Source organism: uncultured Lacinutrix sp., from assembly GCF_947500605.1.
GTDB lineage: Bacteria > Bacteroidota > Bacteroidia > Flavobacteriales > Flavobacteriaceae > Lacinutrix.
The window spans coordinates 160,717-184,054 of the sequence record NZ_CANMSJ010000002.1 but is presented as its reverse complement, the minus strand read 5'-3'; the positions used below and the strand labels follow the sequence as shown (position 1 = coordinate 184,054).

At 30.1% G+C, this 23,338-nt stretch carries 21 protein-coding genes and 1 tRNA gene; 12 read left to right on the top strand and 10 right to left on the bottom strand.

Going from position 1 to position 23,338, the window contains the following annotated elements; all coding sequences use genetic code 11:
• Positions 1–33 precede the first annotated feature (33 nt).
• The 3 genes from Q0935_RS04015 to Q0935_RS04005 form a co-directional block, all read right to left on the bottom strand.
• The gene (locus tag Q0935_RS04015) at positions 34–1,827 is read right to left on the bottom strand and encodes a ribonucleoside-diphosphate reductase subunit alpha (protein ID WP_299382587.1); all 1,794 of its coding nucleotides are present in this window, start codon (positions 1,825–1,827) and stop codon (positions 34–36) included.
• Between the two features lies 1 nt (position 1,828).
• The gene (locus Q0935_RS04010; RefSeq protein WP_299249346.1) at positions 1,829–3,103 is read right to left on the bottom strand and encodes a ribonucleotide-diphosphate reductase subunit beta; all 1,275 of its coding nucleotides are present in this window, start codon (positions 3,101–3,103) and stop codon (positions 1,829–1,831) included.
• Positions 3,104–3,869: 766 nt separating this feature from the next.
• Positions 3,870–4,436 (bottom strand): DUF3109 family protein, encoded by a 567-nt coding sequence (locus Q0935_RS04005; RefSeq protein ID WP_299249348.1) that lies wholly within the window; start codon positions 4,434–4,436, stop codon positions 3,870–3,872.
• Positions 4,437–4,583: 147 nt separating this feature from the next.
• Here Q0935_RS04005 and Q0935_RS04000 point away from each other — a divergent pair, with 147 nt between their 5' ends.
• The 3 genes from Q0935_RS04000 to Q0935_RS03990 are packed head-to-tail and all read left to right on the top strand — an operon-like array spanning position 4,584 to position 5,974.
• The gene (locus Q0935_RS04000; RefSeq protein ID WP_299249351.1) at positions 4,584–5,165 is read left to right on the top strand and encodes a MarC family protein; all 582 of its coding nucleotides are present in this window, start codon (positions 4,584–4,586) and stop codon (positions 5,163–5,165) included.
• A gap of 9 nt (positions 5,166–5,174) precedes the next feature.
• Positions 5,175–5,372: a hypothetical protein gene (locus Q0935_RS03995; protein ID WP_299249353.1), complete on the top strand. Its 198-nt coding sequence runs from the start codon at positions 5,175–5,177 to the stop codon at positions 5,370–5,372.
• Positions 5,372–5,974 carry an FAD-dependent oxidoreductase gene (locus tag Q0935_RS03990; protein ID WP_299249356.1) on the top strand — a complete coding sequence of 201 codons (603 nt, stop codon included), beginning with the start codon at positions 5,372–5,374 and terminating at the stop codon, positions 5,972–5,974. Before Q0935_RS03995 ends, Q0935_RS03990 begins: the two co-directional genes overlap by 1 nt.
• A 30-nt stretch (positions 5,975–6,004) precedes the next feature.
• Here the strand turns inward: Q0935_RS03990 and Q0935_RS03985 are convergent, their stop codons facing one another.
• From Q0935_RS03985 to Q0935_RS03975, 3 genes are all read right to left on the bottom strand, one after another.
• Positions 6,005–7,609 carry a S41 family peptidase gene (locus Q0935_RS03985; protein ID WP_299382584.1) on the bottom strand — a complete coding sequence of 535 codons (1,605 nt, stop codon included), beginning with the start codon at positions 7,607–7,609 and terminating at the stop codon, positions 6,005–6,007.
• Between the two features lie 14 nt (positions 7,610–7,623).
• Complete coding sequence (locus Q0935_RS03980; protein ID WP_299249362.1) at positions 7,624–8,055, bottom strand: dCMP deaminase family protein; 432 nt, start codon at positions 8,053–8,055, stop codon at positions 7,624–7,626.
• Between the two features lie 173 nt (positions 8,056–8,228).
• The gene (locus tag Q0935_RS03975; protein WP_299382582.1) at positions 8,229–8,819 is read right to left on the bottom strand and encodes a HupE/UreJ family protein; all 591 of its coding nucleotides are present in this window, start codon (positions 8,817–8,819) and stop codon (positions 8,229–8,231) included.
• A gap of 253 nt (positions 8,820–9,072) precedes the next feature.
• Between Q0935_RS03975 and Q0935_RS03970 the strand changes: the two genes are divergently transcribed.
• The 5 genes from Q0935_RS03970 to Q0935_RS03950 all read left to right on the top strand — a co-directional run bounded on the left by Q0935_RS03970 (position 9,073) and on the right by Q0935_RS03950 (position 14,306).
• Positions 9,073–10,332, top strand: a complete 1,260-nt coding sequence (locus Q0935_RS03970) for a site-specific integrase (protein WP_299382580.1) — start codon at positions 9,073–9,075, stop codon at positions 10,330–10,332.
• A complete protein-coding gene (locus tag Q0935_RS03965; protein WP_299382578.1) occupies positions 10,329–11,279 on the top strand; it encodes a hypothetical protein in 951 nt (316 codons plus the stop codon). The genes Q0935_RS03970 and Q0935_RS03965 overlap by 4 nt, the downstream gene beginning before the upstream one ends.
• A gap of 72 nt (positions 11,280–11,351) precedes the next feature.
• Positions 11,352–11,636, top strand: a complete 285-nt coding sequence (locus Q0935_RS03960) for a helix-turn-helix domain-containing protein (RefSeq protein ID WP_299382575.1) — start codon at positions 11,352–11,354, stop codon at positions 11,634–11,636.
• A gap of 11 nt (positions 11,637–11,647) precedes the next feature.
• Positions 11,648–13,159, top strand: coding sequence for a phage/plasmid primase, P4 family (locus Q0935_RS03955; protein WP_299382573.1), 1,512 nt, complete (start codon positions 11,648–11,650; stop codon positions 13,157–13,159).
• 193 nt (positions 13,160–13,352) lie between these two features.
• Positions 13,353–14,306 carry a DUF6371 domain-containing protein gene (locus Q0935_RS03950; protein WP_299382571.1) on the top strand — a complete coding sequence of 318 codons (954 nt, stop codon included), beginning with the start codon at positions 13,353–13,355 and terminating at the stop codon, positions 14,304–14,306.
• Between the two features lie 212 nt (positions 14,307–14,518).
• Here the strand turns inward: Q0935_RS03950 and Q0935_RS03945 are convergent, their stop codons facing one another.
• From Q0935_RS03945 to Q0935_RS03930, 4 genes are all read right to left on the bottom strand, one after another.
• Positions 14,519–15,427: a hypothetical protein gene (locus tag Q0935_RS03945; protein ID WP_299382569.1), complete on the bottom strand. Its 909-nt coding sequence runs from the start codon at positions 15,425–15,427 to the stop codon at positions 14,519–14,521.
• A 132-nt stretch (positions 15,428–15,559) separates the two neighbouring features.
• Positions 15,560–16,708 carry a DUF3800 domain-containing protein gene (locus Q0935_RS03940; protein WP_299382567.1) on the bottom strand — a complete coding sequence of 383 codons (1,149 nt, stop codon included), beginning with the start codon at positions 16,706–16,708 and terminating at the stop codon, positions 15,560–15,562.
• 275 nt (positions 16,709–16,983) lie between these two features.
• Complete coding sequence (locus tag Q0935_RS03935; RefSeq protein WP_299382564.1) at positions 16,984–18,039, bottom strand: FRG domain-containing protein; 1,056 nt, start codon at positions 18,037–18,039, stop codon at positions 16,984–16,986.
• A 692-nt stretch (positions 18,040–18,731) separates the two neighbouring features.
• A tRNA-Leu gene (locus Q0935_RS03930) sits at positions 18,732–18,813 on the bottom strand.
• A 144-nt stretch (positions 18,814–18,957) separates the two neighbouring features.
• Between Q0935_RS03930 and Q0935_RS03925 the strand changes: the two genes are divergently transcribed.
• From Q0935_RS03925 to Q0935_RS03910, 4 genes are all read left to right on the top strand, one after another.
• On the top strand, positions 18,958–19,899 hold the full coding sequence (locus Q0935_RS03925) for a ribose-phosphate pyrophosphokinase (RefSeq protein ID WP_299249367.1): 942 nt from the start codon (positions 18,958–18,960) through the stop codon (positions 19,897–19,899).
• Between the two features lie 52 nt (positions 19,900–19,951).
• Positions 19,952–20,569, top strand: a complete 618-nt coding sequence (locus Q0935_RS03920) for a 50S ribosomal protein L25/general stress protein Ctc (RefSeq protein ID WP_299249370.1) — start codon at positions 19,952–19,954, stop codon at positions 20,567–20,569.
• Between the two features lie 151 nt (positions 20,570–20,720).
• Positions 20,721–21,287: an aminoacyl-tRNA hydrolase gene (gene pth, locus Q0935_RS03915; protein WP_299249373.1), complete on the top strand. Its 567-nt coding sequence runs from the start codon at positions 20,721–20,723 to the stop codon at positions 21,285–21,287.
• Between the two features lie 81 nt (positions 21,288–21,368).
• Entirely contained in the window at positions 21,369–23,273 is a 1,905-nt protein-coding gene (locus Q0935_RS03910) for a M43 family zinc metalloprotease (RefSeq protein WP_299249376.1), read from the top strand.
• Positions 23,274–23,338 lie beyond the last annotated feature (65 nt).

Here is a 23,338-nt window from a genome sequence, read left to right as displayed (position 1 = left end):
TTCTATATTTAATTTCAATAAAAATCTTACTAATTATCCTTCACAACTAGCACACTCTTTCTTTTGCTTGAATTTCTGAGCTGCATTCATACTGTGTTGATAATACAGAGATTTAACTCCTAATTTCCATGCTGTAACATAAATATTGTTAATCTCTTTAACTGGCATATCTGGATGTACCATTATGTTTAAGGATTGTCCTTGATCTATATGGTTTTGTCTATTTGCAGCTTGATAGATTAATGTCATTTGATCTATTTCAGAATAGGTTTTAAATACATCTTTTTCTTGATCTGTAAGTCCTTCTAAATGCTGTACAGAACCATCATAATCACGAATACTCTTCCAAGTATCTACAGTATTTAATCCTTTTTCTTTTAAAAGCTCTACTAAAAATGGATTTTTAATAGTCGTTTTAATTTTTGCAATATCTTTTACATAACAGTTAGACCAAATTGGCTCGATACCTTGAGATACTTGTCCTAAAATAAAAGCAGAAGATGTTGTTGGTGCTACAGCATTTAATGTAGTATTACGTCTTCCGTATCCTTTTAATACTTCTGGCTCACCAAATAACTTAGCTAACTCTTGAGATGCTTTGTTAGATTTCTCTTCAATGGTTTTAAATATTTCACTATTTAAATTAAATGCTTCTTGACTGTCAAAAGGCAACATTTTAGACTGTAATAGAGAGTGCCATCCTAAAGCACCTAAACCTAAAGCTCTATTTTCTTTAGAGAAGTTATAAGCTTTTTCCATGAACATGAATGTTTGCCTATCGTCTCTACTATCCGAATCTCTATAATCTTCTAACTTAGTAATAAACTCTTCTAAAACGGCATCTAAAAACTGTACCATAGTTTCTACTGCATCTGTATCTTTCCACTTATCGTAGTGTAATACGTTTATTGAAGATAATACACATACAAAAGACCATCTGTCGTTTGTTGGTAACATGATTTCCGAACATAAATTACTTGCGTAGATTTCATGATTCTTATCTTGATACACATCTGGTGCTGTATTGTTAGCATTATCTCTAAAGAAAATATAAGGATAACCTATCTCTCCTCTACGTTGTAATACTTTTGCCCAAATGGCTCTTTTATCTTGATCACCATCGATCATTTCTTGCATCCAATCGTTTCCAACAGTTACACCATGTGTTAACTCTTGTATTGGGTTTCCTTCTGTTCCTATTTCTAAAAACTCGTGAATATCTGCATGTTCTATTGGTAAGTATGGTGAAAAACGACCTCTTCTTACAGAACCTTGGCTTACCACATCTACCATTTTTTCAAACAGTTGCATAATATGTACAGCTCCAGAAGATTCTCCGTTATTTTTTACAGGAGCACCTCTATGACGTAATTTACCAAAGTAACCAGAAGTACCACCTCCTAATTTAGACATCATACCTACTTCAGACTGTGTGTATAGAATATCTCCCATGTCATCGTCTATATGCGAACCAAAGCAACTAATTGGTAAACCTCTTCTTTTTCCAAAGTTAGACCAAACTGGTGATGCTAATGAGTAATAGCCTTCTGCCATATAGCCATAAAACTTATCGGCAAAACCATCTATTTTTAAAATAGACTCTGCATTTTCTGCAATTTCTCTAATACGTTCTTCTGGTGTTGTGTCACCTGTTAAATATCCTGAAGCTAGGAATTTACGGCTATTTTCTGTCAACCATTTAATCTCAGGTTGTTTAGTAGCTTCTTTTATAGTTTCTTTTCTAGCGTTAATTAATTCATCATAATTTGATGATTTTGTGTCTTGGCCTAAATTTGCCTCTGTATTTTGTTTCGTTTCGTTGCTCATATTAAAATAGGTCGTCGCTAGTTATACTTTTTGTTCTTTTACTATAGTTTATTGATCGCTTAACAAAGAAATCTCCATGTTTAGTTCCAATTATCTCGTCATCAAACCATTCGGTTTTTGCAATTAATGTTTCATCTACTTCAAATACTTTTCCAATTCCAATACTTTCTAAAGAATTATTAAAACGATTTTTAAGGAACTCGTTAATAACATCTTTTGGTAAGAAATCTAATTCTCCAGCTTCGAAAATCCAGTCTACAATATTACTTTCAGATTCGAATGCTTCTTTACATAGTTCTTGTACTTGAGCTGCATGTTCTGCATCAAACCATGTTGGGTTTTCTTCTTTTATTATTTTAAGAATATCGATTCCAAAATCACCGTGAATCTGTTCTTCTTTAGATGTTGCCTCAACAACATTAGATACACCTTTAAGCATGTTTTTATGCTTGTTGAAAGCCATGATTATTAAAAACTGAGAAAATAAAGACACGTGCTCTATAAATAGAGAGAATAACAAAATAGATTCTGAAAATTCTTTATTGTCTTCGCTTTTCGCGTTTTTTAATGCTGTTTCTAAATATTGAACACGACGCATTATTACCGGTTTCTTTTTTAGGTTTTTAAATTCGTTGTTTAGTCCTAAAATCTCTAACAAATGCGAATAAGCATCATGATGCCTAACTTCACTTTCGGCGAAAGTAGCACCTACAGATCCTATTTCTGGTTTAGGCATTTTGTTATACAAGTCGCCCCAAAAACTTTTTACTGCAACTTCTATTTGAGAAATTGCAAGCATTGTGTTTTTAATAGCGTTTTGTTCTACTATAGTAAGTTTTGTTTTAAAATCTTGAATATCACTTGTAAAGTTAAATTCAGAATGAATCCAGTAAGAGTGTCTAATAGCATCTACATACTCGTTAAGAGCTGGATATTCGTAAGGCTTTAAGTTTATTCTTTTTTCAAAAATATTTGTCTTTCTATTTCTTGTTTGCTCATCTCTATATAAAATATAGGCTTTAGCCACATCGTGAAATGCGCTCTCCATTAATTTATCTTCAACAAGATCTTGTACCTGTTCTACAGTTGGCAAGTATTTACTATCCTCTTCCTTTCTGCTTATTAATGCTTTTAAAACGTTAGAAGAAATCTCATGAGCATCTTCTTTAGTTCCATTGCCTACAGAAAGCATTGCTTTTTCTATAGCGTTAGAGATTTTATTTAAAACAAAAGGAGTTGTTTCGTAATCTCTTTTTATAATTTGTGTAATTTCCATAAATTTCAATCAAATAGCTAGTTGTTTATTGGATGTACATCATCCAAAAAATATTTAGTAAAACTGTAAAAACGTGTTATATTTTTCTCCTCTTATATTTAGGTAACAAAAAGGACTTGTGTTTTAAAAAAAAAAGGATTTATTGTTTCTCTTTTTAAAGAGTTTAAGACAACAAAAAATCGACTTCATTTTGTACTCAACAAAGATTGACAATTGTACCCGAAAATGAAAGACTATCTTGTAAACGTTGTCAACAAGTTTTTAACAACGTAGTGTCTGCCTTGTTTTTCAGCGAATTACAGATCGCTTACATAATTAACTGATTAATAGAAATTTAAAAACACGAATATCGGCCTACAAGCAATGAAATAAGGGTTTTTTGAAAAAACAAAAATAAATAAAACGCCTGTTTTTAATAAAAAAAATAGTGATGTAAAATGTTTTAATTTTTTGAAAAAAAGTGAGATTATTTATTGATTTTATTTTAAAATTCACTAAGCAAATCTTTACTATCTTATTTAAGATTTAAATTTTAATTACTTAAAGAATAAAGTATTTATTTTAGTTATAGAATTGGATAATACAAGTCTATTTTGAATATTAGAAAAAGTATATATAACAAGATTATTTATAAACTAAAAAGTCGAGAGTAAATCAGGAATCTTTAGTTTAATGCTTCAGAAATTTTAATAAAAGGAGGTAATTGATTAAGGCGTTATTAAAAAGAACAACTAAAGGTTAGTGTAGTATTAAAATAGTAAAGTAACTATTTCATTGTTTCTGCAACTTTTTCTAATTCGGTGTACCAATCTTCACCAAATTTTCTAACCAATGCTTCTTTTACAAATTTGTAAACTGGTACTTGAAGTTCTTTACCTAGGCTGCAAGCGTCGTCGCAGATTTCCCATTTATCGTAATTAACAGCAGAAAACTCTGTGTATTCTTTTATTCTAATAGGGTATAAGTGGCAAGAGACGGGTTTTTTCCATGTTATTTCTCCTTGATTGTAGGCTTCTTCTATAGCACATAATGCAGTCTTTTTCTCATCGAAAATAACGTATGCACAATCTGCTCCGTTAATTAAGGGCGTTTCTAGTTCTCCAAAATCGGCTACAATAGAAGTGCCTTGTGCTTCGATAGCATCAATTCCTTCTTGTCTTAAAAATGGTTTTACTTTTGGGTAGATATCTTCAAGAATTCCCGCTTCTTCTTCTGTTAAAGGCGCTCCAGCGTCGCCATCAATACAACAAGCACCTTTACATGCTGATAAATTACAAACAAAATCGTTTTCTATAATAGACTCTGATACTATTGTTTTTCCTATTTGAAACATACTTAATTTAAACTCGAATGGAATACAAAGATAAGACGAAATTCTTCAATTTTAAGATATTAAATTCCAACTATAATTTAACATTAATTTAATCTTGAAATTCTTTTATTAAGGAGTACTTTTGCCGAAAATTTAAGAAATTTAGTTATGAGTTTGGATTTTAAAGAAATATTTACAGTATTTATGGTACTGTTTGCTGTAATAGATGTTGTAGGTAACATTCCTATTATTATAGACTTACGTAAAAAAGCGGGTCACATACAAAGTGAAAAGGCTTCAATTATTGCTGGAGTAATATTAATTGCATTTTTATTTTTAGGAAAAAGCATATTAAATTTAATTGGTATAGATGTTAGCTCTTTTGCGGTTGCTGGATCTTTTATTTTGTTTTTTATTGCCTTAGAAATGATTTTAGGTATTACCTTATATAAGGAAGAAGATACTAACCCAATGACGGCCTCTGTATTTCCGTTAGCTTTTCCATTAATTGCCGGTCCTGGAAGTTTAACAACGCTATTATCGCTTAGAGCAGAATACGAAATAAGTAATATTATTATTGCAGTATTATTGAATGTTCTTTTAATTTATATTGTTTTAAAAACATCTAGTAGAATAGAGCGTTTTATAGGACAAAACGGAATAAGTATTATTAGAAAAGTATTTGGAGTTATATTATTGGCTATTTCAATTAAGCTATTTGCTCATAACGTTAAGATTCTTTTTGCTTAGATTTGTATTATGAAAATATTTACACTTATACTTAATATTGTTGCAGTAGGATTAATAATTTACAATGCTACAAAACTAGATTTTCAAGGGTTTTTTAAAGATGAAAGCATGATTGCTGTAATTACTATTGTAGCTGCACTTTGTGCAATCTTATTGCTTCAGGTTTTAAGAATTTCTAAAAAAATTGAAGAAAAAAGCAAAGGCTAATGCTAGATACTCTCATTATTGGTGGTGGTGCGGCAGGTTTGTCTTGTGCTTTAGTTTTGGGTTCTGGTTTAAAAAAGCCATTTGCTGAAGGTAGGAAGGTAGCTATTATTACGCATCAAAAAAGCTCTCATTTACAAAATGCTTTGTTTAATAATGTGTTAGGATTAAAACCTGGTACATTGGGTAAGGACATTTTAATTGAAGGTGTACAGCAATTAACACAATTGTATCCTGAAGTACTTCAAATTGAAAATGAAAAAGTAAATGGGATTTCTAAAACAACAGAAGGTTTTTTAGTTACGACTAATAAAAAAGTATACAATACTAAGCGTGTTGTTGTTGCGGTTGGTTACACTAATTTACTTAATATTGATGGTTTAGAAGATTATATAAAACCACACCCAAGAGCAGCAATAGAAAAGGATAGAATTTGGTTAGAAAATACAGATCATTTAATTGATGATAATTTATATGTAGCTGGTACTTTGGCTGGTTGGCGTAGTCAATTTGCAATAGCTTCTGGTAGTGGAGCGCATGTTGCTACAGATATTCTAACACTTTGGAATAACGGTAAACAGACTAAAGTTCACGATAAGCACTAAGTATTCTTGTGTGCTTACAAAGGAATAAAACTAATCTTCTGTAAAATCTTTATTTAAACTCAAGTTTATAACTTCGTTTATCATAATATCCTTTTGGTTAATGACTTCTTCGTATGTGCCATTTCCAAAAAGTTGATCTGCAAATGCTGCTTTAAGATATTGTTTCATTTCTGCCTTGTAAACAATAAAAACAATGTTAGTGTTTCGTTTTTCATTTAAATAATCTTGAAAATCTTCAACCACTTCATCTGTAATTTCAAAATTAATTAAAAAGTCTTCTTTAGAGATGTCTTTGTAGATGGTTCGGTCTTTTTCTAACTGTTCGAAAACGAAACTTCTTATAAAACCTCTGCGGTCTAAAAATGTTATAGTCTCATTTTGCATGCCTTCGTCTAGTGGTACAAAAACATCTGGTATTATGCCACCACCACCATAAACCACTTTTCCTTTTGGAGTAGTAAATTTTAAAGAATCTGCTATTTCAATCTTTTCAGGATCTAATAATTCGCCACTATCTATTCTAGAGTAGTAATCGTCAAAATAATCTCTGTTTCCTTTATCGTAAGCGCGCTGGATAGAGCGACCAGTTGGAGTGTAATAACGAGAAACCGTAAGTCTTACTGCGCTTCCATCTCCCAATTGCATTTCGCGTTGTACAAGTCCTTTTCCGTAAGAACGACGACCAACAATGGTTCCTTTGTCATTGTCTTGTAGTGCTCCTGCAACAATTTCACTTGCCGATGCTGAGTTTTCGTCTATTAAAACATAAACATGTCCATCTTCAAAAGAGCCTTTTCCGGTTGCAAAGTTTTTTTCAATCTTACCTCTTTTGTTTTTTGTAAAAAGGATGAGTTTGTCATCTTCAAGAAACTCATCAACAATACGTTCTGCTATACCTAAAAAGCCACCAGGATTTCCTCTAAGGTCTAAAACCATTTCTGTGGCTCCTTCCTTTTCAAGTTTTGTTAATGCTTTTTTAAATTCTTTATAAGTAGATTCTGCAAAACGATTAATTTTTATATAGCCTAAATTTTCGGATAGCATGTAAGCGGCATCAACACTTACAATTGGAATGTTATCTCTAGTTATTTTAAACTCTAATGGGTTTTCTTCTCCTTTTCTAATAACTTTTAAAGTGACATCTGTGTTTTTTTTACCTTTCAGCTTTTTGGCTAAGTCGCCATTTGTTAAGTCTCGTCCAAATATAGAATCGCCATCTGCGGTAATTATTCTGTCTCCACCTCTTAGTCCTGCACGTTCACTAGGTCCGTTTTCTATAGTTTTAATTACTGTAATAGTGTCGTGGTGTGTATAAAAACTAATGCCTATGCCTACAAAATCACCTTTCATATTTTCGGTAACACTTTGCATGTCTTCTTTTGGAATGTATACAGAATGTGGATCTAGATTTTCTAAAATACCATTAACAGTAACGTCTACAATGCTATCGGTATTTACATCTTCAACATAATCATGGTCTATATAATCTATAAGTCTGTTAAGTTTGTCCTTTTTGCTATTTGATGTAAAAAGACTATCAGATTTATCATTAAAATCTAGAGAACCGCCTATAAAAATACCAACCGCAATAGCAGCGCCTAGAAGTAGAGGTAGGTATTTTCTTTTCAATTTCATTTGTATAAAATTTTTTAAGCTGTTAGATTTTCAATTTGAACAATTTCAATGCCTGCTTTTTCTAAAAAACGAAGACCAGAATCGTCTTTATATCCATCTTGATAAACTACACGAACTATACCTGCTTGGTGTATTAGTTTACTACATTCCTTACAAGGTGATAGTGTTATGTATAATGTGGCTCCTTTGCAAGATTGTGTAGATGATGCAACTTTTAAAATAGCATTTGCTTCTGCATGTAAAACATACCATTTTGTGTAACCTTCGTCGTCTTCGCAATAGTTTTCAAATCCTGTAGGAGTTCCATTAAAACCATCGCTAATAATCATGCGTCCTTTTACAATTACAGCTCCAACTTGTTTGCGCTCGCAATGAGATAGTTTTCCCCACTCTTTTGCAATTCTTAAATAAGCTTTATCGTATTTATACTGTTTGTTTTCTGGCATATTAACTTTATGTCTTTCTTGTCTTACGTATATCAAAGCACCCAAAAATTATTTGAGTAAATCTTAAATATTGAGAATTTATAGTGCATATTTCACTAATAACAACGAAGATAGCGTGTTAGTATTTTAATTACAATTCAATTAATGAAGATTTATGAAAACTTTATCGTATCCTACTTTATATAAGGGCTATTTAATAACATCGGTATTACTAAACCAACAACAATTGCCGAAACAACCATTATCCAATCGCGTTTGTTAAATCTGAAAACTGTTTGCGTAATGTAGCCTAAAAATAGAATAATAAATACTATTATTACTTGGGCTATTTCTATGCCTAAAGCAAATTCAAGAAGCGTTAGGAGCTTGTTGTCTTCTCCGCCAACTAGTAATTTAAACTCTCTAGCAAAGCCTAATCCATGTACAAGCCCAAAAAACAACGTTGAAATAAAAAGTATGCCAATTTTTTCTTTCTGAGCACCTTTACCAGAAGTGAAGACATTAAAAAGAGCTACAATTAATATAGTAATAGGAATTAAAAATTCTACAAGGTTTCCAGAGATCTTAACTGCTCCGTAAGTAGACAGAATAAGTGATAAAGTATGGCCTATTGTAAAAATTGTGACTAGCATGAAAATGCGTTTCCAATCTTTAAATAAATAAGGCACGGTTAAAACGATTAAAAATAATACGTGATCGTAAGCATTAATGTCTAGTACGTGATTGATTCCGTACTGTATGTTAAACCATAATTCTTGAAGCATTGTAAATGATATTTAGGGAGACGTAAATATATAATAAAAAGAGAAAAGCATCAACTTTTAAGTTGATGCTTTTCTGTGGTACTCAAAGTGGAAGTAGCTTGCCTTAATTTGTGCTTTTCAGTTAAATCACTAAAATAGGCTCTATCCCTTTGTTTTTAATGCTTTAAAGCTAATTATTAAAATAATTTAGTTAATTTTGATTAAGATAAATTAACAATAATTAACTGTTTTCGGCAAAATATCGGCAAAATATATGAACGTTAAATACTTTATAATCAAAGGTAAGAAAAAGCACTCAAGTATTTATGTCCGTTTTTGGGATAGTAAACGTATAGATCAAAAAACTACAACAGGTTTTTCTGTGGTATTTAGTGATTGGTCTAAAGCTAAACAACGCTTAAAAATTACAGCAACAACAAACAACGTTGATTTTATTAATAACAAGCTAGAAAAGCTAGAGTTGTATATTATTGATAGATATAATAGAGATTATAATAGTAACACTTCAATAAACGATAAGTGGCTTAAAGAGGCTGTTAATTCCTTTTTTAATAGAGCTACTATTGAGGAAACTCATAAAACTTATTTTTTAGACTGGATAAAACAATATGTAAAGCAGTTGCATAAACAATTGCATAACGGATCTCCTCTATCAAAAAATACGATTAAAAATTACAAATCTGCTGAAAATAAGATTGAAGCATTTGAAAAACATCAAAAGTTAAGATATAGACATGAGGATATTAATTTAGACTTTCATCGTGATTTTATTCACTATTGTAAAACGGTTGAAAATTTAAATAATAATTCTACAGGTGTCTTGATCTCTAGGATTAAAACATTTTGTAAAAATATTGAATTTGAAAATTTACCAATAAATCCAATTTACAAGCACAAGAGATTTAGTGCGCCTAAAAATGAAACTCATGATGTTTATCTAAGTAACATAGAAATAGAGAAAATATTGAAACACGATTTTAGCGACAATGAAAAACTAAATAACGTTAGGGATTTATTTATAATAGCTCTAAGAACTGGATTAAGAGTTTCAGATATTTCTAAATTATCAAAAGAAAACTTTTTAGAGAAATCGATTAATATTACCACTACTAAGACCAATCAAAATTTACATATCCCAATACATGAAAATATTACTAAAATTTTAGCTAAACGATCTGGAGAATTGCCAAAAACTATTTCAGATCAAAAATTTAATAAATACATAAAGGATGTGGTTAAAGATGTGGGGATTAAAAAAAGGGTTTTTGGCTCTAAAATAGACGAAAAAACAAAACGAAAAAAGGAAGGTATTTACGAAAAGTGGGAGCTTATAACCAGTCATACAGGGAGAAGAAGCATGGCTACTAATTTATATTTAGATGGTGTGCAAATAAGGCTAATTATGGCTGCAACTGGACATAAATCTGAAAAACAGTTTTCGCAATACGTTAAAGCAACTCAAGAACAACACATAGAGGTTATAAACAATAATTGGAAAAAAGAGTACGAATGAAAGATATCACAATGTTTAGAGGTATAATGAATGGTATAGACATAACTATTTTAAATAATGAGTTAGTTGAGGCTTTATTAAAAGCTAATGTAATTCAACTTTTAATTGAAGATTTTGACTATGATTTTGAAAACAAAGTATTTGGTAGAAGCATTTACTTCAATAGAAAAGAATATAAATTTAATGATATCATTTTTGAAGATATTTATAATATTCTTAAAAGAGAAGTTGAAGTTTTAGAATATCCAATAATGGAAAAAAATAACAATTTATCAGTTGAATGGGGTGTTGAAAATGAGATAGAAATTGAAAAACACTATTTAAATGCTCATTTTGAGAATGATAAAAAAATAAAATATTGTTTAAAAAAACGAAAGAAAAACTTGTTAAAAGTGAAAGATCATTTTTCTTATAAGGAATACACTGGTGGTCATTTAAACAAGAATTATAATTGGAAAAATACTGTTAAAAACAATATAATTTTTTCTCCTAAAACGATTAATAAGTATTTAAATGAAGAGTATGTTTTTGATGATGGTTTGGATTATTTTGTTGATGATTCTGAAAATATGTTTTCAGTAAAAAATGATATATTGAAATTATGGTACAGTTTTTTTGTAATAGTTAATCTTGATCGTTTCTATGAAGATCAAATTAGAAAATTACAACAGAATGTTCCAGAAAAACAGACTTCAAAAGCACGTAAGCCTTTAACCATAAGAGAAAAGGTTTTGTTGATACAGGCAATAAGGGATATTAAATCTGATATATGGGAAAATTTAAAGCCAACGGACAAAGAGAAACTCTTTAATCCTTTAATTAATGCTAGTGAAAGAAATATCAGAGATTATATTTCTGAAATAGATAAAAAACCATCTGAAAAATCAGAAGTAGCTATAAAATCACAAGATAAAATAAATCAACTTTTAAGTAATTTGGGTATTTAATGGGTTACCCAAATTTATTAAATTTAGTAAAGTAAAATAGTTTTGCCCTTGTAACAATTAAACAACAAGGCAATGATTAAAAAAATTCTACAAATTGAAAACACCAACAACGAAGATTTCAAAAACGAAATTTTAGGAGGTGTTAAAGAGCTTCTTTTAAACTTCAAAAAAGACAGCACAGAAGATGATAAACTACTAACGAGAGAGGAAACAGCCCAAATGCTATCAATTTCCTTAGTAACCTTATGGAAATACAGTAAAAACAATGTTCTACCTGCATTTAGAATAGGTACTAAGGTTCGATATAAAAAATCTGAGGTTTTATCGGCTCTTAAGAAAATGAACCAATTCGATTAATTTCCTTGAATATGAAAGACAATAAAAAAGGTGCTAAAAACAGCACCAATGATTTCGCCAAAAATCAAGGTAAAGATACAGAAACTAGCAGTATCGAAAACATTAGAGCTAATATTAAAAAAAACTTCCTAAAAAGTAATAGAATTAGTCTTGATGCAGAGAATTTATTGAATGAAATTATAAAACTTATTCAGCCTATAAATTTTAGAAAAAAAGTTAATCTCCCCAAAGAAGATGACAAGCTTCAGAAGAAACATTATTTAGTAACCACTATCGAGGAAATAATAAACATTGCTAATAAGAATGGATTCAGTCTATGTAGGAGCAATAGTAATATTTACATCTACAATTCAGAGTTTTGGGAAAGTGTTACAGATGAGAGTTTTACAGACTTTTTAGGGCTTGCTGCTTTAAAACTGGGCATTGATAAATATGAATCGAAACACTATAAATTTAAAGAGGAGCTGTACAAACAATTTTTATCTGCGGGAGGACTAAAAAGCATGAGTATTTCAAAAGGAACGACATTGATTAATTTGAAAAACGGAACATTTGAAGTTTCTGAAAACATGACTGCTTTAAGAAAATTTAAAAAAGAAGACTTTATTAAGTATCAATTACCCTTCAGTTATAATGAAAACGCTAAATCTCCATTATTTCAAAGTTTTCTTAATAAAGTATTACCAGAAAAAGAACTACAAGACATACTTGCAGAATATTTAGGTTCAATTTTTATAAAAAATGATGTTTTAAAACTTGAAAAATGTCTTTTGCTTTATGGTAGTGGAGCAAATGGGAAAAGTGTTTTTTACGAGATTGTAATGGCGCTATTGGGAAGCGAAAACACAACCAATTATACATTAAGTTCCTTAACTCAAGATAATAGTAAATCTAGAATTAATATAGAATACAAGCTTTTAAACTATGCTAGTGAAATAGATGGTAAATTAAAAAGTGATATTTTTAAATCAATGGTTTCTGGAGAACCACTACCCGTACAAGTTTTATACAAACAAGATAGGGTAATTACTGAATACGCTAAACTCTTATTTAATTGTAATGAATTACCAAAAGAAGTAGAGAACACAAATGCCTTTTTTAGAAGATTTATTATAATACCATTTAATGTTACTATTCCAGAAGCCGATCAGGATAAAAAATTATCAAATAAAATTATTAAAAGTGAACTTTCAGGTGTTTTTAACTGGATGCTAAACGGTCTAGAAAGATTATTAAAACAGAATGATTTTACGAGTAGCGAAATTGCAGAAAAAGAAGTTCTAAACTATCAAAAATATTCTGATAGTGTTCTAACCTTTATGGAAGATGAAAATTACATTGTATCTACAACAGAAAATTACACACTAAAAAACTTATACAACGAATACAAAGTGTATTGTATTGATTCTGGAATGCGTTGTTGTTCTAAAAAAACATTTTCTACAAGATTAAAGAAAAACAATTTTGAAGTAATTAGAAAAAGTTACGGTATTAGTGTTTATGTAGAAAAAAAAGTTTTTTAATCTATCTACATTTCACACATAACATACATTTTTATTTTTTGCCTATGTAGCTTATGTAGGAAATGCATGTATAAATAAGAAAATATTATATGCTAACTAATTAACAACAACAAACCAACTCCGTTGTTACTTTGTTGTTGGCAAATGAAAGTAACCAATGAATTAAGCAAAAGAGTAAATTTTACAAAATGCAATGAAAAAGCAAGAAACAAAACACAGTTTTAACACCAAAAGAAATTACAAACTAATAACGCCTTGTTGCAATAAAGTAAATAAAAACGGTAAATTTATTACTTTCAAAAATTCATCTAAAAACTATGGGTATTGTCATTCTTGCGGTAAAGCAACGCTGCCACCTGCAATATATTTAGATGAAAGCAATAAAGAATTTATGTGGAACGATAATACTAATAGGTACGAACCTATCACATTTGATACAACTCATAAAGCACCAACAACAAGGCAACAACAAGCCAACAACAAACCAACAACAGTAATTAAACAAAAGTATATTGAAGAAAAAACAATATGGAGCTACTATTTAAACACTCCAGAAAATAATTTAATGAAATATATTAGAAATACTTATAATAATAGCAATGTTGACGAAGTATTTAAAGACTACGCTTTAGGAACAACAACAGATGGAGGTGCTGTTTTTTGGAATATTAATAAGCAAAATCTAGTTCAAAAAGGTAAAGTTGCATATTATAACCAAAATGGTAAAAGAACAAATAAATTTAATGCTCCATATAAAAACAGCGATGGGTATTTTTCATGTTTATTTGGAGAGCATTTAATAATTGACAATAAAAAAGGAGTAGATAAATTGGTTTTAGTTGAAAGCGAGAAAACAGCAATAATTGGTGCTATTTTATTGCCTGAATTTGTTTGGCTGTCTTATTCTGGACGTAATGGCTTAACGGAAGCAAAATATAATTGCTTAATAGGTCATACGGTTCTAATTATTCCAGATATGAGCGAAAAAGATGTTGAAATAATTAGTAATAAAATTATTGAATTAACAAGAATAGGAGTAAAAGCTTCCATTTGGGACATGACGAATGGTAGAACCGACGAGCAACTAAAAACAGATGGAGATTACAACTGTGATCTGGAAGATATTTTTAGAACAATAATAGAGTAGAGTCTCTAAATCATTATATTCTAATCTCTAAGAACTTAATTATTATGACAAAATCAAAATTACCTCGATGGGTTAGAATAATCAAATATATGTTTAATTGTCTTTGGTATCATGTATTATTCCCACTAGGAGCAGAACAAGATGAGTTCACAAAATATTGGAACAAGGATTAAGCTTTATTTCTATTATATGAGAACAAGCTAACCTCAACATCATTTATAAATAACTTTACACCCATTGACATTTACTCTTATATCTCGCTTCTTTTTGTATTTTGACTCCAAAATAGCGTTAGTTATTAACTCAAAATCATTAATTAAGCCTTCAATTTCATAGCTAACTTTAGGTGCGAAATAGATATAATTAAATTTGTTGTGATCTGTGTTTAGTTTAACAGAAATATCATTTTGTAGGTTTAAATTAAATGTGGAAATCTCCTTAATAAAGTATTCAATATTATCATTGTCCTCTTTTCGGGTTTTAACCGTATAAACAGAAGCAATCATAATATCAGCAAATGAGACTAAGTGCTTACTAAAAACATAGTCCTTAGTTGTAACAAATTTCACATCACTATATGTGGTGTTAAAATAATCTGACAATTTATCTAATTCACTTGCAGTTAAAAATTTCACATCATAATCAATTGTTTTGTCAATTATTTTAATAGTTTTTTTAGGTTCACCTACTATTTTAGCAGCCTCCTTTTGCTGTTCTTCTATATTAACGACATACTTATTAATAAAATCAACCAACTCAAGTCTTTGCTCCGTGTTGGTGGTTTTGTAAGCTATATCTATGGAGTTGATATCTGAATAATATACAATATTTTGAGATGTAACAATCGCATAATCATCATTTAGATATAGTTTTGCATGTAAGTCGTTAACTAGAACTAAATTAATTTCTGGACGTTGTAAAAAGCTTAAATTCTGCTTGGCATTTTTTCGTGCAACAAAGGTGATTTTTACTCCTCTATTTATTGCTCGATCAATACATTTTCTCATTTTATTCCATTTTGACAACTCCACATATGGGGAAACCAAAATGAGCTCTTTTTTGGACTCCTCAATTAAAGTCATAATTTTTGAGGCTATTTCTAATGGTGGTATAAAATTCATTCTTAACTAATTTCTAAATATTTTATTGTTAATTAATGGGATATTCAATCTGTCTCTGTTGGTCTGTTTTGTTTATGTGTTATCTAAAGTTCACATGAATAAAACGTTTTCAACTATTTTTTTGCACATTAGTTAATATTTATTATAAATAGTCATAAGATGCTTTAATAGGTTGAATTTCGGATTGTCTAATAAAGAATATTCCGAGCCTTTACTTTCTTTGATTTTTTTATCAGCAACTTCAATTTTAGCCAACATAGGTTCTACATATTTAAAATAGTGACTAAAATAATTAACAACATCTGTTTCGTTACAAGCAAGCTTGTAGCCACTTTTGCCTGAAGCACTAATTACTAATATACCATCATATCTTAGATCTTTTATCATACTCCTAACATTGTCTTTTGTGATATTGTTATGTAGAAAATTCATTTTTGATACTATTTCGTATATCTCATTCATTTTGAAAGGAGAAACTTTGTTCATAAAAAGTAAATACTTTAGTAAATCCTTCTTCTCTTTGCTATTTGTATCGTTTTCAACATAGTTAACAACATCATTGATTACCATTTGGTTTATATCATTATCCACATTGAAATCGGCAGCACTTGACTTAAGATGATTGTTAATTTTATAAGGAAAAAAGGTAGGTGTATTCATTTTTAAATGCAAAATATCCATTATTTCATTTGACCTACTGTGATAATGTGAGTGAGTAAAAACTCGCCCTAAAGAGCCAACAATTACATCCGACAATTGAACAAGTACCTCGTCCTTGTCATCAACCATTTTATAACTACTAAAGAGTGTATTTGTGTTTAACTTATTGTCTAAATAAATATACATTTCTTTTGCAAAGCTATCACTTATAATTCTATGAGCATAAACTTCAAATCTTTCATACTCTGTAATAATATTATGTACTAGCATAGATTGAAAATACTTGTAAAATACTTCTTTGAACTCAAGACCTTTGCTTTTTATTAGAGATTTATCGGCAACAATAGTATTTATTTTGAAATCTAAATTATCGACTATATAGCTGAGTATTTCGAGTCTTTTATCAAAATTCTTGTCCTTCATGCCTCGAGAATTGGACTTAAGCTTGCCTCCTGAGAAATATTTATCACTTAAATGTTTTCTGATTTTATATGCTTGTTTTAAATCCTTTTCTTGAATGATTAATGATGCATAGATAAAATGAGAAATATTACCTTGAATATTAATATCTAAATGACTTGTGCCAAACTCATCACCATATATAAAAACCTTTTCACTCATAGGATTAACTGTTTTCTATTATTAATATTCTTATTTAACCAGTCTAGTCTAAGCTTCATCTGATGTAATATTTTTTTGTGTGAGATTGTGAACTTTTTTAGGATTTAAAATTCAGAAAGAAAGACTTTTATGACTTCTTATATGATCTAAATCTATAATTGACTTTGTTAGTTGTTGCCTGTATTTATTATAATTTATTTAAGGCATCCTTAGGCTCTTCTTGATTATAGTTAGTTCAGATTTTTCTTCTTGCAAATCTCAATATTTTTGCTTTCTTAAATAATATTAGAGAAAGGTTTGTTGTTTTGTCGTATTACCTCTTTTTTTACACCGTCAAGACTAGGCATTAATGTTGTCCAATTAATGTTTAATTGATTTAATCTGGAGGCTATAGGGAATAATTCATTGTGTGGCAAAGTAAAAAGCATAGGTTTTCCAATATGTTCCTTTATCAACTTGTTAAGTGATTCGTTTTTGAATTTTGAAGTTAGTAATTGGTCTAGTTTATAAGTTATATCTAATAGGTTGTCTGTCTCTAGGTTTATGGATTTATTACTAGCTTCTTTAACGGATGGGAAATAATGTAAAAAAACTCCTTTTTGAGCAGAAATATATTTATTTTGGTACTTCTTAACATCTACATAGTGGAGAAATCTTTCGTGTTTTATGGCGTCTATTAATAGTTTGGGTATTACCCAAACTCCTATTTTGTCATTTTCATTTTTTGAATGGAAATCATATGGGTAAATGCTTTCACTGGCAAAAAATAAAGCAGTCAATGGGTTTTCAGTAAAATCCAATAATCTTGTTTCTACTCCAAAGTGTTGTGCCAGTGCTAATTCTTCTAATTGTTTTTTGTTAGGGAAATGAAAAAGCATACTTGATAAGTCGAAATTTGAAGACGACGCGTTGTCTCTGGTTTTAATTAATTGTAATAATTCAAAAGAATAGTCGCTAACATTATAACCAATACTATCAATACCTTTAATGAAATGTAAAAAGTTGTCAACTTCTCCTGAAGAATGACCATTGCCACTTAAGTAAGCTGCTTTATAATCTTGGTTTTGTCTAAAAAAACTTGGTAATAGATCCCAGTAGTGATGTTTGTGGCCTCTATATATATAACTTGTCCTAATGTCAGTGCCATCGTCCTTATATAGCTCTGATCTATTTACATCAAATACATCGAGAAAGTCCAAGGCGTTTTCGAAATTATATTCAAAATAAGTATCATTTATTACGGGTGTAATTCCTCTAATTTCTTTACCTAAAGGATTAATACGTGTATGCTCTGTTGTGTGATAGTGGTATAAGTATTTAAAAATGTCCATAGATTAAGTGTTTTTAATAATTTCAAAACTTTAATAGATAATTAATATTTTTTATCTGGAAATTAGTATAAAACAATGGTTTTTAGTAAGTGAAATTAATAGCTGTTGGTTTATTTAATCCTTAAAAATATAAATATAAATCGGTTTTGTATTACGGTTTACCTCATTTAAGAATTATTTCCTTTGCATTTAACAATAAATAATGTGTTCATCTCGTAATGCTTTGAAGTTGTAAATTTATCAAGAACCAACAGTAAACAACAGTAAACAACAGTAGTTAATAGCAACAGTGTTGGTTATTGTTGGTTGTGCAGTATAGTGCTTGTGACTAGTGTATTAATAATGGTTAACGATTTTTTATAGTAGTATGCGCTCTTTTTTTTTATTGTTGGTTTGTTGTTGGTATTCTGTTGCTAAAACTATAAAATAGAATTTTTTGTAAAAAATCTATTTATCAACGATTGTGAGTTGAAAAGAATCGTTTATGCATTACTTTAAGTGTAGGTTTTGCTTTAAAGAAGTTAAAAACACTGTAAATATTCATTGATTAAAGGTGTTTTTTCGGGTTTTATTAAGCTGTTTTAGGCTTGTTTTTTGGTTTGTTTTTTACTTCTTGTCGGCAAATTCTCGGCAAAATAAAGCGTAAAAAAACCGTAATCAATTGAAAAACAACTAATTACGGTAATACTTAGTACTCAAAGTGGGAATCGAACCCACACTTCCGAAGAAATTGGATTTTGAATCCAACGCGTCTACCAATTCCGCCATTTGAGCAAATTGTGTATGCAAAAATATATCTTTTTTTGTTAATTGTCCTAAAAATAGTAGGGATTATGCTTCATAGATAAAAAAAAGTTATAAATTTGCACCTCATTAAAAATAACGTAGTGTTTTCCACTACTTTAAACCATTTTTACGATGCCAAATACTAAGCCAGACGCAAAAATTTTTTCAATAACGCAAAGTAAAACTTTAGCCGAGAAAATTGCAGCGGCATATGGTGCCCAATTAGGTAACGTGATTACTTCTACTTATAGTGATGGCGAATTTCAACCATCTTACGAAGAGTCTATTCGTGGATCAAGAGTTTTTATAATTGGATCAACAAATCCAAGTTCTGAAAATTTAATGGAAATGTTATTAATGCTTGATGCCGCAAAGCGTGCTTCTGCTAGACATATAACAGCAGTTTTACCATACTTTGGATGGGCAAGACAAGATAGAAAAGACAAACCAAGAGTGCCAATTGCAGCTAAATTAGTTGCTAAAATGTTAGAAGTAGCAGGTGCTACTAGAATTATTACCATGGATTTGCATGCAGATCAAATTCAAGGGTTCTTTGAAAAACCAGTAGATCATTTATTTGCATCCACTGTATTTTTACCTTACCTAAAAGAATTAAATTTAGATAACTTAACTATTGCTTCTCCAGATATGGGAGGAAGTAAAAGAGCATATGCATATTCTAAAGCACTAGAAAGTGATGTAGTAATATGTTATAAGCAACGTGCTAAGGCTAATGTAATTTCTCACATGGAATTAATTGGTGATGTAACTGGTAAAAATGTAGTTTTAGTAGACGATATGGTTGATACAGCTGGAACATTAACTAAAGCTGCCGATTTAATGATGGAGCGTGGTGCATTAAGCGTAAGAGCTATATGTACACATCCAATATTATCTGGTAATGCTTACGAAAGATTAGAAAATTCTAAGTTAGAGGAGTTAATTGTAACAGATTCAATTCCGCTAAAACAAAAAAGTAAAAAGATTAAAGTTATAAGTTGTGCAGATTTATTTGCTGAAGTAATGCATAACGTACATTATAACAAATCGATTAGTTCAAAATTTTTAATGTAACCTTAATCGGTTATTTGAATAAGTATATTAATAATTAAATATAAATAATAAAATGAAGTCAATTACAATCAACGGATCTCAAAGAGAAAGCGTGGGCGGCAAAGCAACTAAAGCCTTACGTAATGCTGGTCAGGTTCCTTGCGTATTATACGGAGGAGACAAATCAGTACATTTTTCAGCAGCTGAATTAGCATTCTCTAAATTGGTTTACACACCTAATGCGCATACAGTTGTAATCGAATTAGAAGGTGGAGAAACTTTTAATGCTATTTTACAAGACATCCAATTTCACCCAGTTACTGATAGAATTCTACATGTAGATTTCTACCAAGTTTTCGAGGATAAAGAAATTACTATGGATATTCCAGTAAACTATATTGGAAACCCAAGAGGAGTTAGAAATGGTGGTGTTTTACGTAAAAACAAGCGTAGCTTAAGAGTTAAAGCTTTACCAGGAAACTTACCAGATTTTATCGATACTAACATCGAAGATCTTAAAATTGGTGATAAACTATATATTGGTAAATTAGCATCAGAAAAGTATACATTCATGCACCCAGATAATACTGTTGTATGTTTAGTAAGACGTTCTAGAGCTGCTGTTATAGTAGATGACGAAGATGATGAAGATGAAGCAGAAGGAGCTGAAGGAGAAGCTGCAGCTGAATAAAAAATCATTCTTTTAAAGAAATTATTAAAGCATTCTGAAATATTCAGGATGCTTTTTTATTTTTACTAAAATAATTTTAAATATGTTTGAGTGTATTATTAAATATTTTAGCGGAAATAAGAAAGCAAACATTGTTGAAGAAATAAACCCTATGAAGAAATTTTTAATTGTTGGCCTAGGAAATATAGGAGGAGAATATGCAAATACACGTCACAACATTGGATTTAAAATTTTAGATTACTTCGCTAAAAAAGAAGAATTAACCTTCGAAACTCAAAAACTTGGAGATATCGCAACTTATAAAATAAAAGGAAGAACTTTTATTTTCTTAAAGCCAAATACTTATATGAACTTAAGTGGTAAGGCTATTTTATATTGGTTAACAAAAGAGAAAATACCATTAGAAAACTTGATGGTTATTACTGATGATTTAAACCTTCCGTTTGGTAGTATTAGAGTGAAAATGAAAGGAAGTGATGGAGGACACAATGGTTTAAAAGATACCCAAGACAAATTAAATACAACAAAATATAATCGATTTAGGTTTGGTATAAGTGATGCTTTTAGTAAAGGTAGACAGGTAGATTACGTTCTTGGAGAATGGACTGATGATGAAAACTCCCAACTAGATGAACGATTAGAAAAAAGCATAGAACTAATAAAATCTTTTGGTCTTGCAGGAATAAACAATACAATGAACAGTTTTAATGGAAAATAAATTAACGATAATTTTGCGTTATAGTTTGATTTTTTACTATTTTTAAAGAAAATTAACTAAAATTTAACACACGGTGTCGTTATGAAAAAAATTACTTTCAAATTATTTCTTCTAACATTATTTTGTTTGCCTGCTTTAGTGCTGGCTCAAAGTAAGAGTAATGATGGGCAAATTATTAGATGTGGATCTGATGAGTATAATGCTAGATTACTAGAAACTAACCCAAATATGATGGGTAGTGAATATTTCAAAAATAAAATAGATACTGAAATTGCTAGAGTAACAAGTAATAATAGCAATAGAAACAATATGGTAGTAGTAACTATCCCTCTTGTTATTCACGTACTTCATAATGGAGAACCATTAGGTACTGGTGCAAACATTAGTGACGCGCAAGTTCTTTCTCAAGTTACAGTTATGAACGAAGATTTTAGAATGCTTGCTGGCACACCTGGACAAAGTACAGCTGGAGGAGTAGATGTAGAGGTTAATTTTGTTATGGCAAAACAAACGCCTGATGGTTGTATTACAAATGGTATTAACCGTGTTAATATATGTCAAGATGGAACAAATAGTAGTGATGTAGATTATTGGAAAACTCAAACAATTTGGGATCGTGATTTATACATGAACATGTGGTCTTCTAAATATGTTGGTGATTTAAATGGAATTTTAGGATTTGCTCAATTTCCTGGTGGTGCAGCAAGCACAGATGGAGTAAGTGCAGGGCATACTTATTTTGGTAGTTCGGATTACAACGATGGTACATTTAATACTTCTGCTCCTTACGATAAAGGAAGAACAATGACTCATGAAGTAGGTCATTACTTAGGTTTATATCATACTTTTCAAGGAGGTTGTGCAGGAGTTGGTGACGAAGTAGCTGATACACCTGCTGTAGATGCACCAAACTATGGTTGTCCAACAGGACACCAATCTTGTTCTACAACAGACATGATTGAAAATTACATGGATTATACAGACGATACTTGTATGAATACTTTTACTGCTGGACAGAAAGCTAGAGTTCAAGCTGTTCTTGCTGGTCCTAGAAGCGGTTTAGCAACATCTAATGGAGCAACTGCTCCTGCTGTTGAAGCAAATGATGCTGAAGTGACTGTAGAGTGTTTATCTGTTGGAGATTGTAATCCAGAATTAAATGCTAACATTAAAATAACAAACTGGGGAACTAGTAATTTAACTACCGCTAATATTTCATATAATGTAGATGGTGGAACGGCATTAAATTATAGCTGGTCTGGTTCTTTAGCTTATGGTGAATATGATGAAATTGCATTACCAGTTATTACGACAACAGGAGGAACACAAACATTTAATGCTAGTATTATAGATGTAAATAGTTTGGCAGATGCTCGTAGTTGTAATAATGATGATAGTAGAGATTTTTCTGCGGCATCATCTTATCCTACAACGCCTCAAATAATTTTTAATTTATTAACTGATGATTATGGTTCTGAAACTTCATGGGAATTTAAAAACGGAGCAGGAACTGTTCTGTATTCAGGAAATTCTTATGCAAATAATACGAGTTATACAGAAACATTTGATGTAGATCCTAACGAATGTTACACATTTACAATCGAAGATGCTTTTGGAGATGGTATATGTTGTGCTTATGGTATTGGTTCTTATGATTTAACAACATCTACTGGAGATGTTATATTTGCAGGAGGTGATTTTGCATCAATAGAAAATACTAATATTTCTACAAATTCATTAAGCGTTGATGAATTTGCTTTATCAGGAGTTTCAATATTTCCTAACCCAACAAAAGATGCTTTAAATATAAAAGGATTAGAGTCTACTTTAGAAAGTGTTGAAATATATAGTGTTACTGGTAAAAAAGTATTCAGTATTGTAACTAACTTAGAAACAATAAATGTTAGTGCAATTGCAAATGGTGTTTATTTTTTAAAGTTAAACACAGCAAACGCAACGAAAACTATCAAGTTTATTAAAGAGTAATTTTTACTTAATATATATTTAAAAGCGGATTGAAAGTAATTTCAATCCGCTTTTTCTATTTTTGT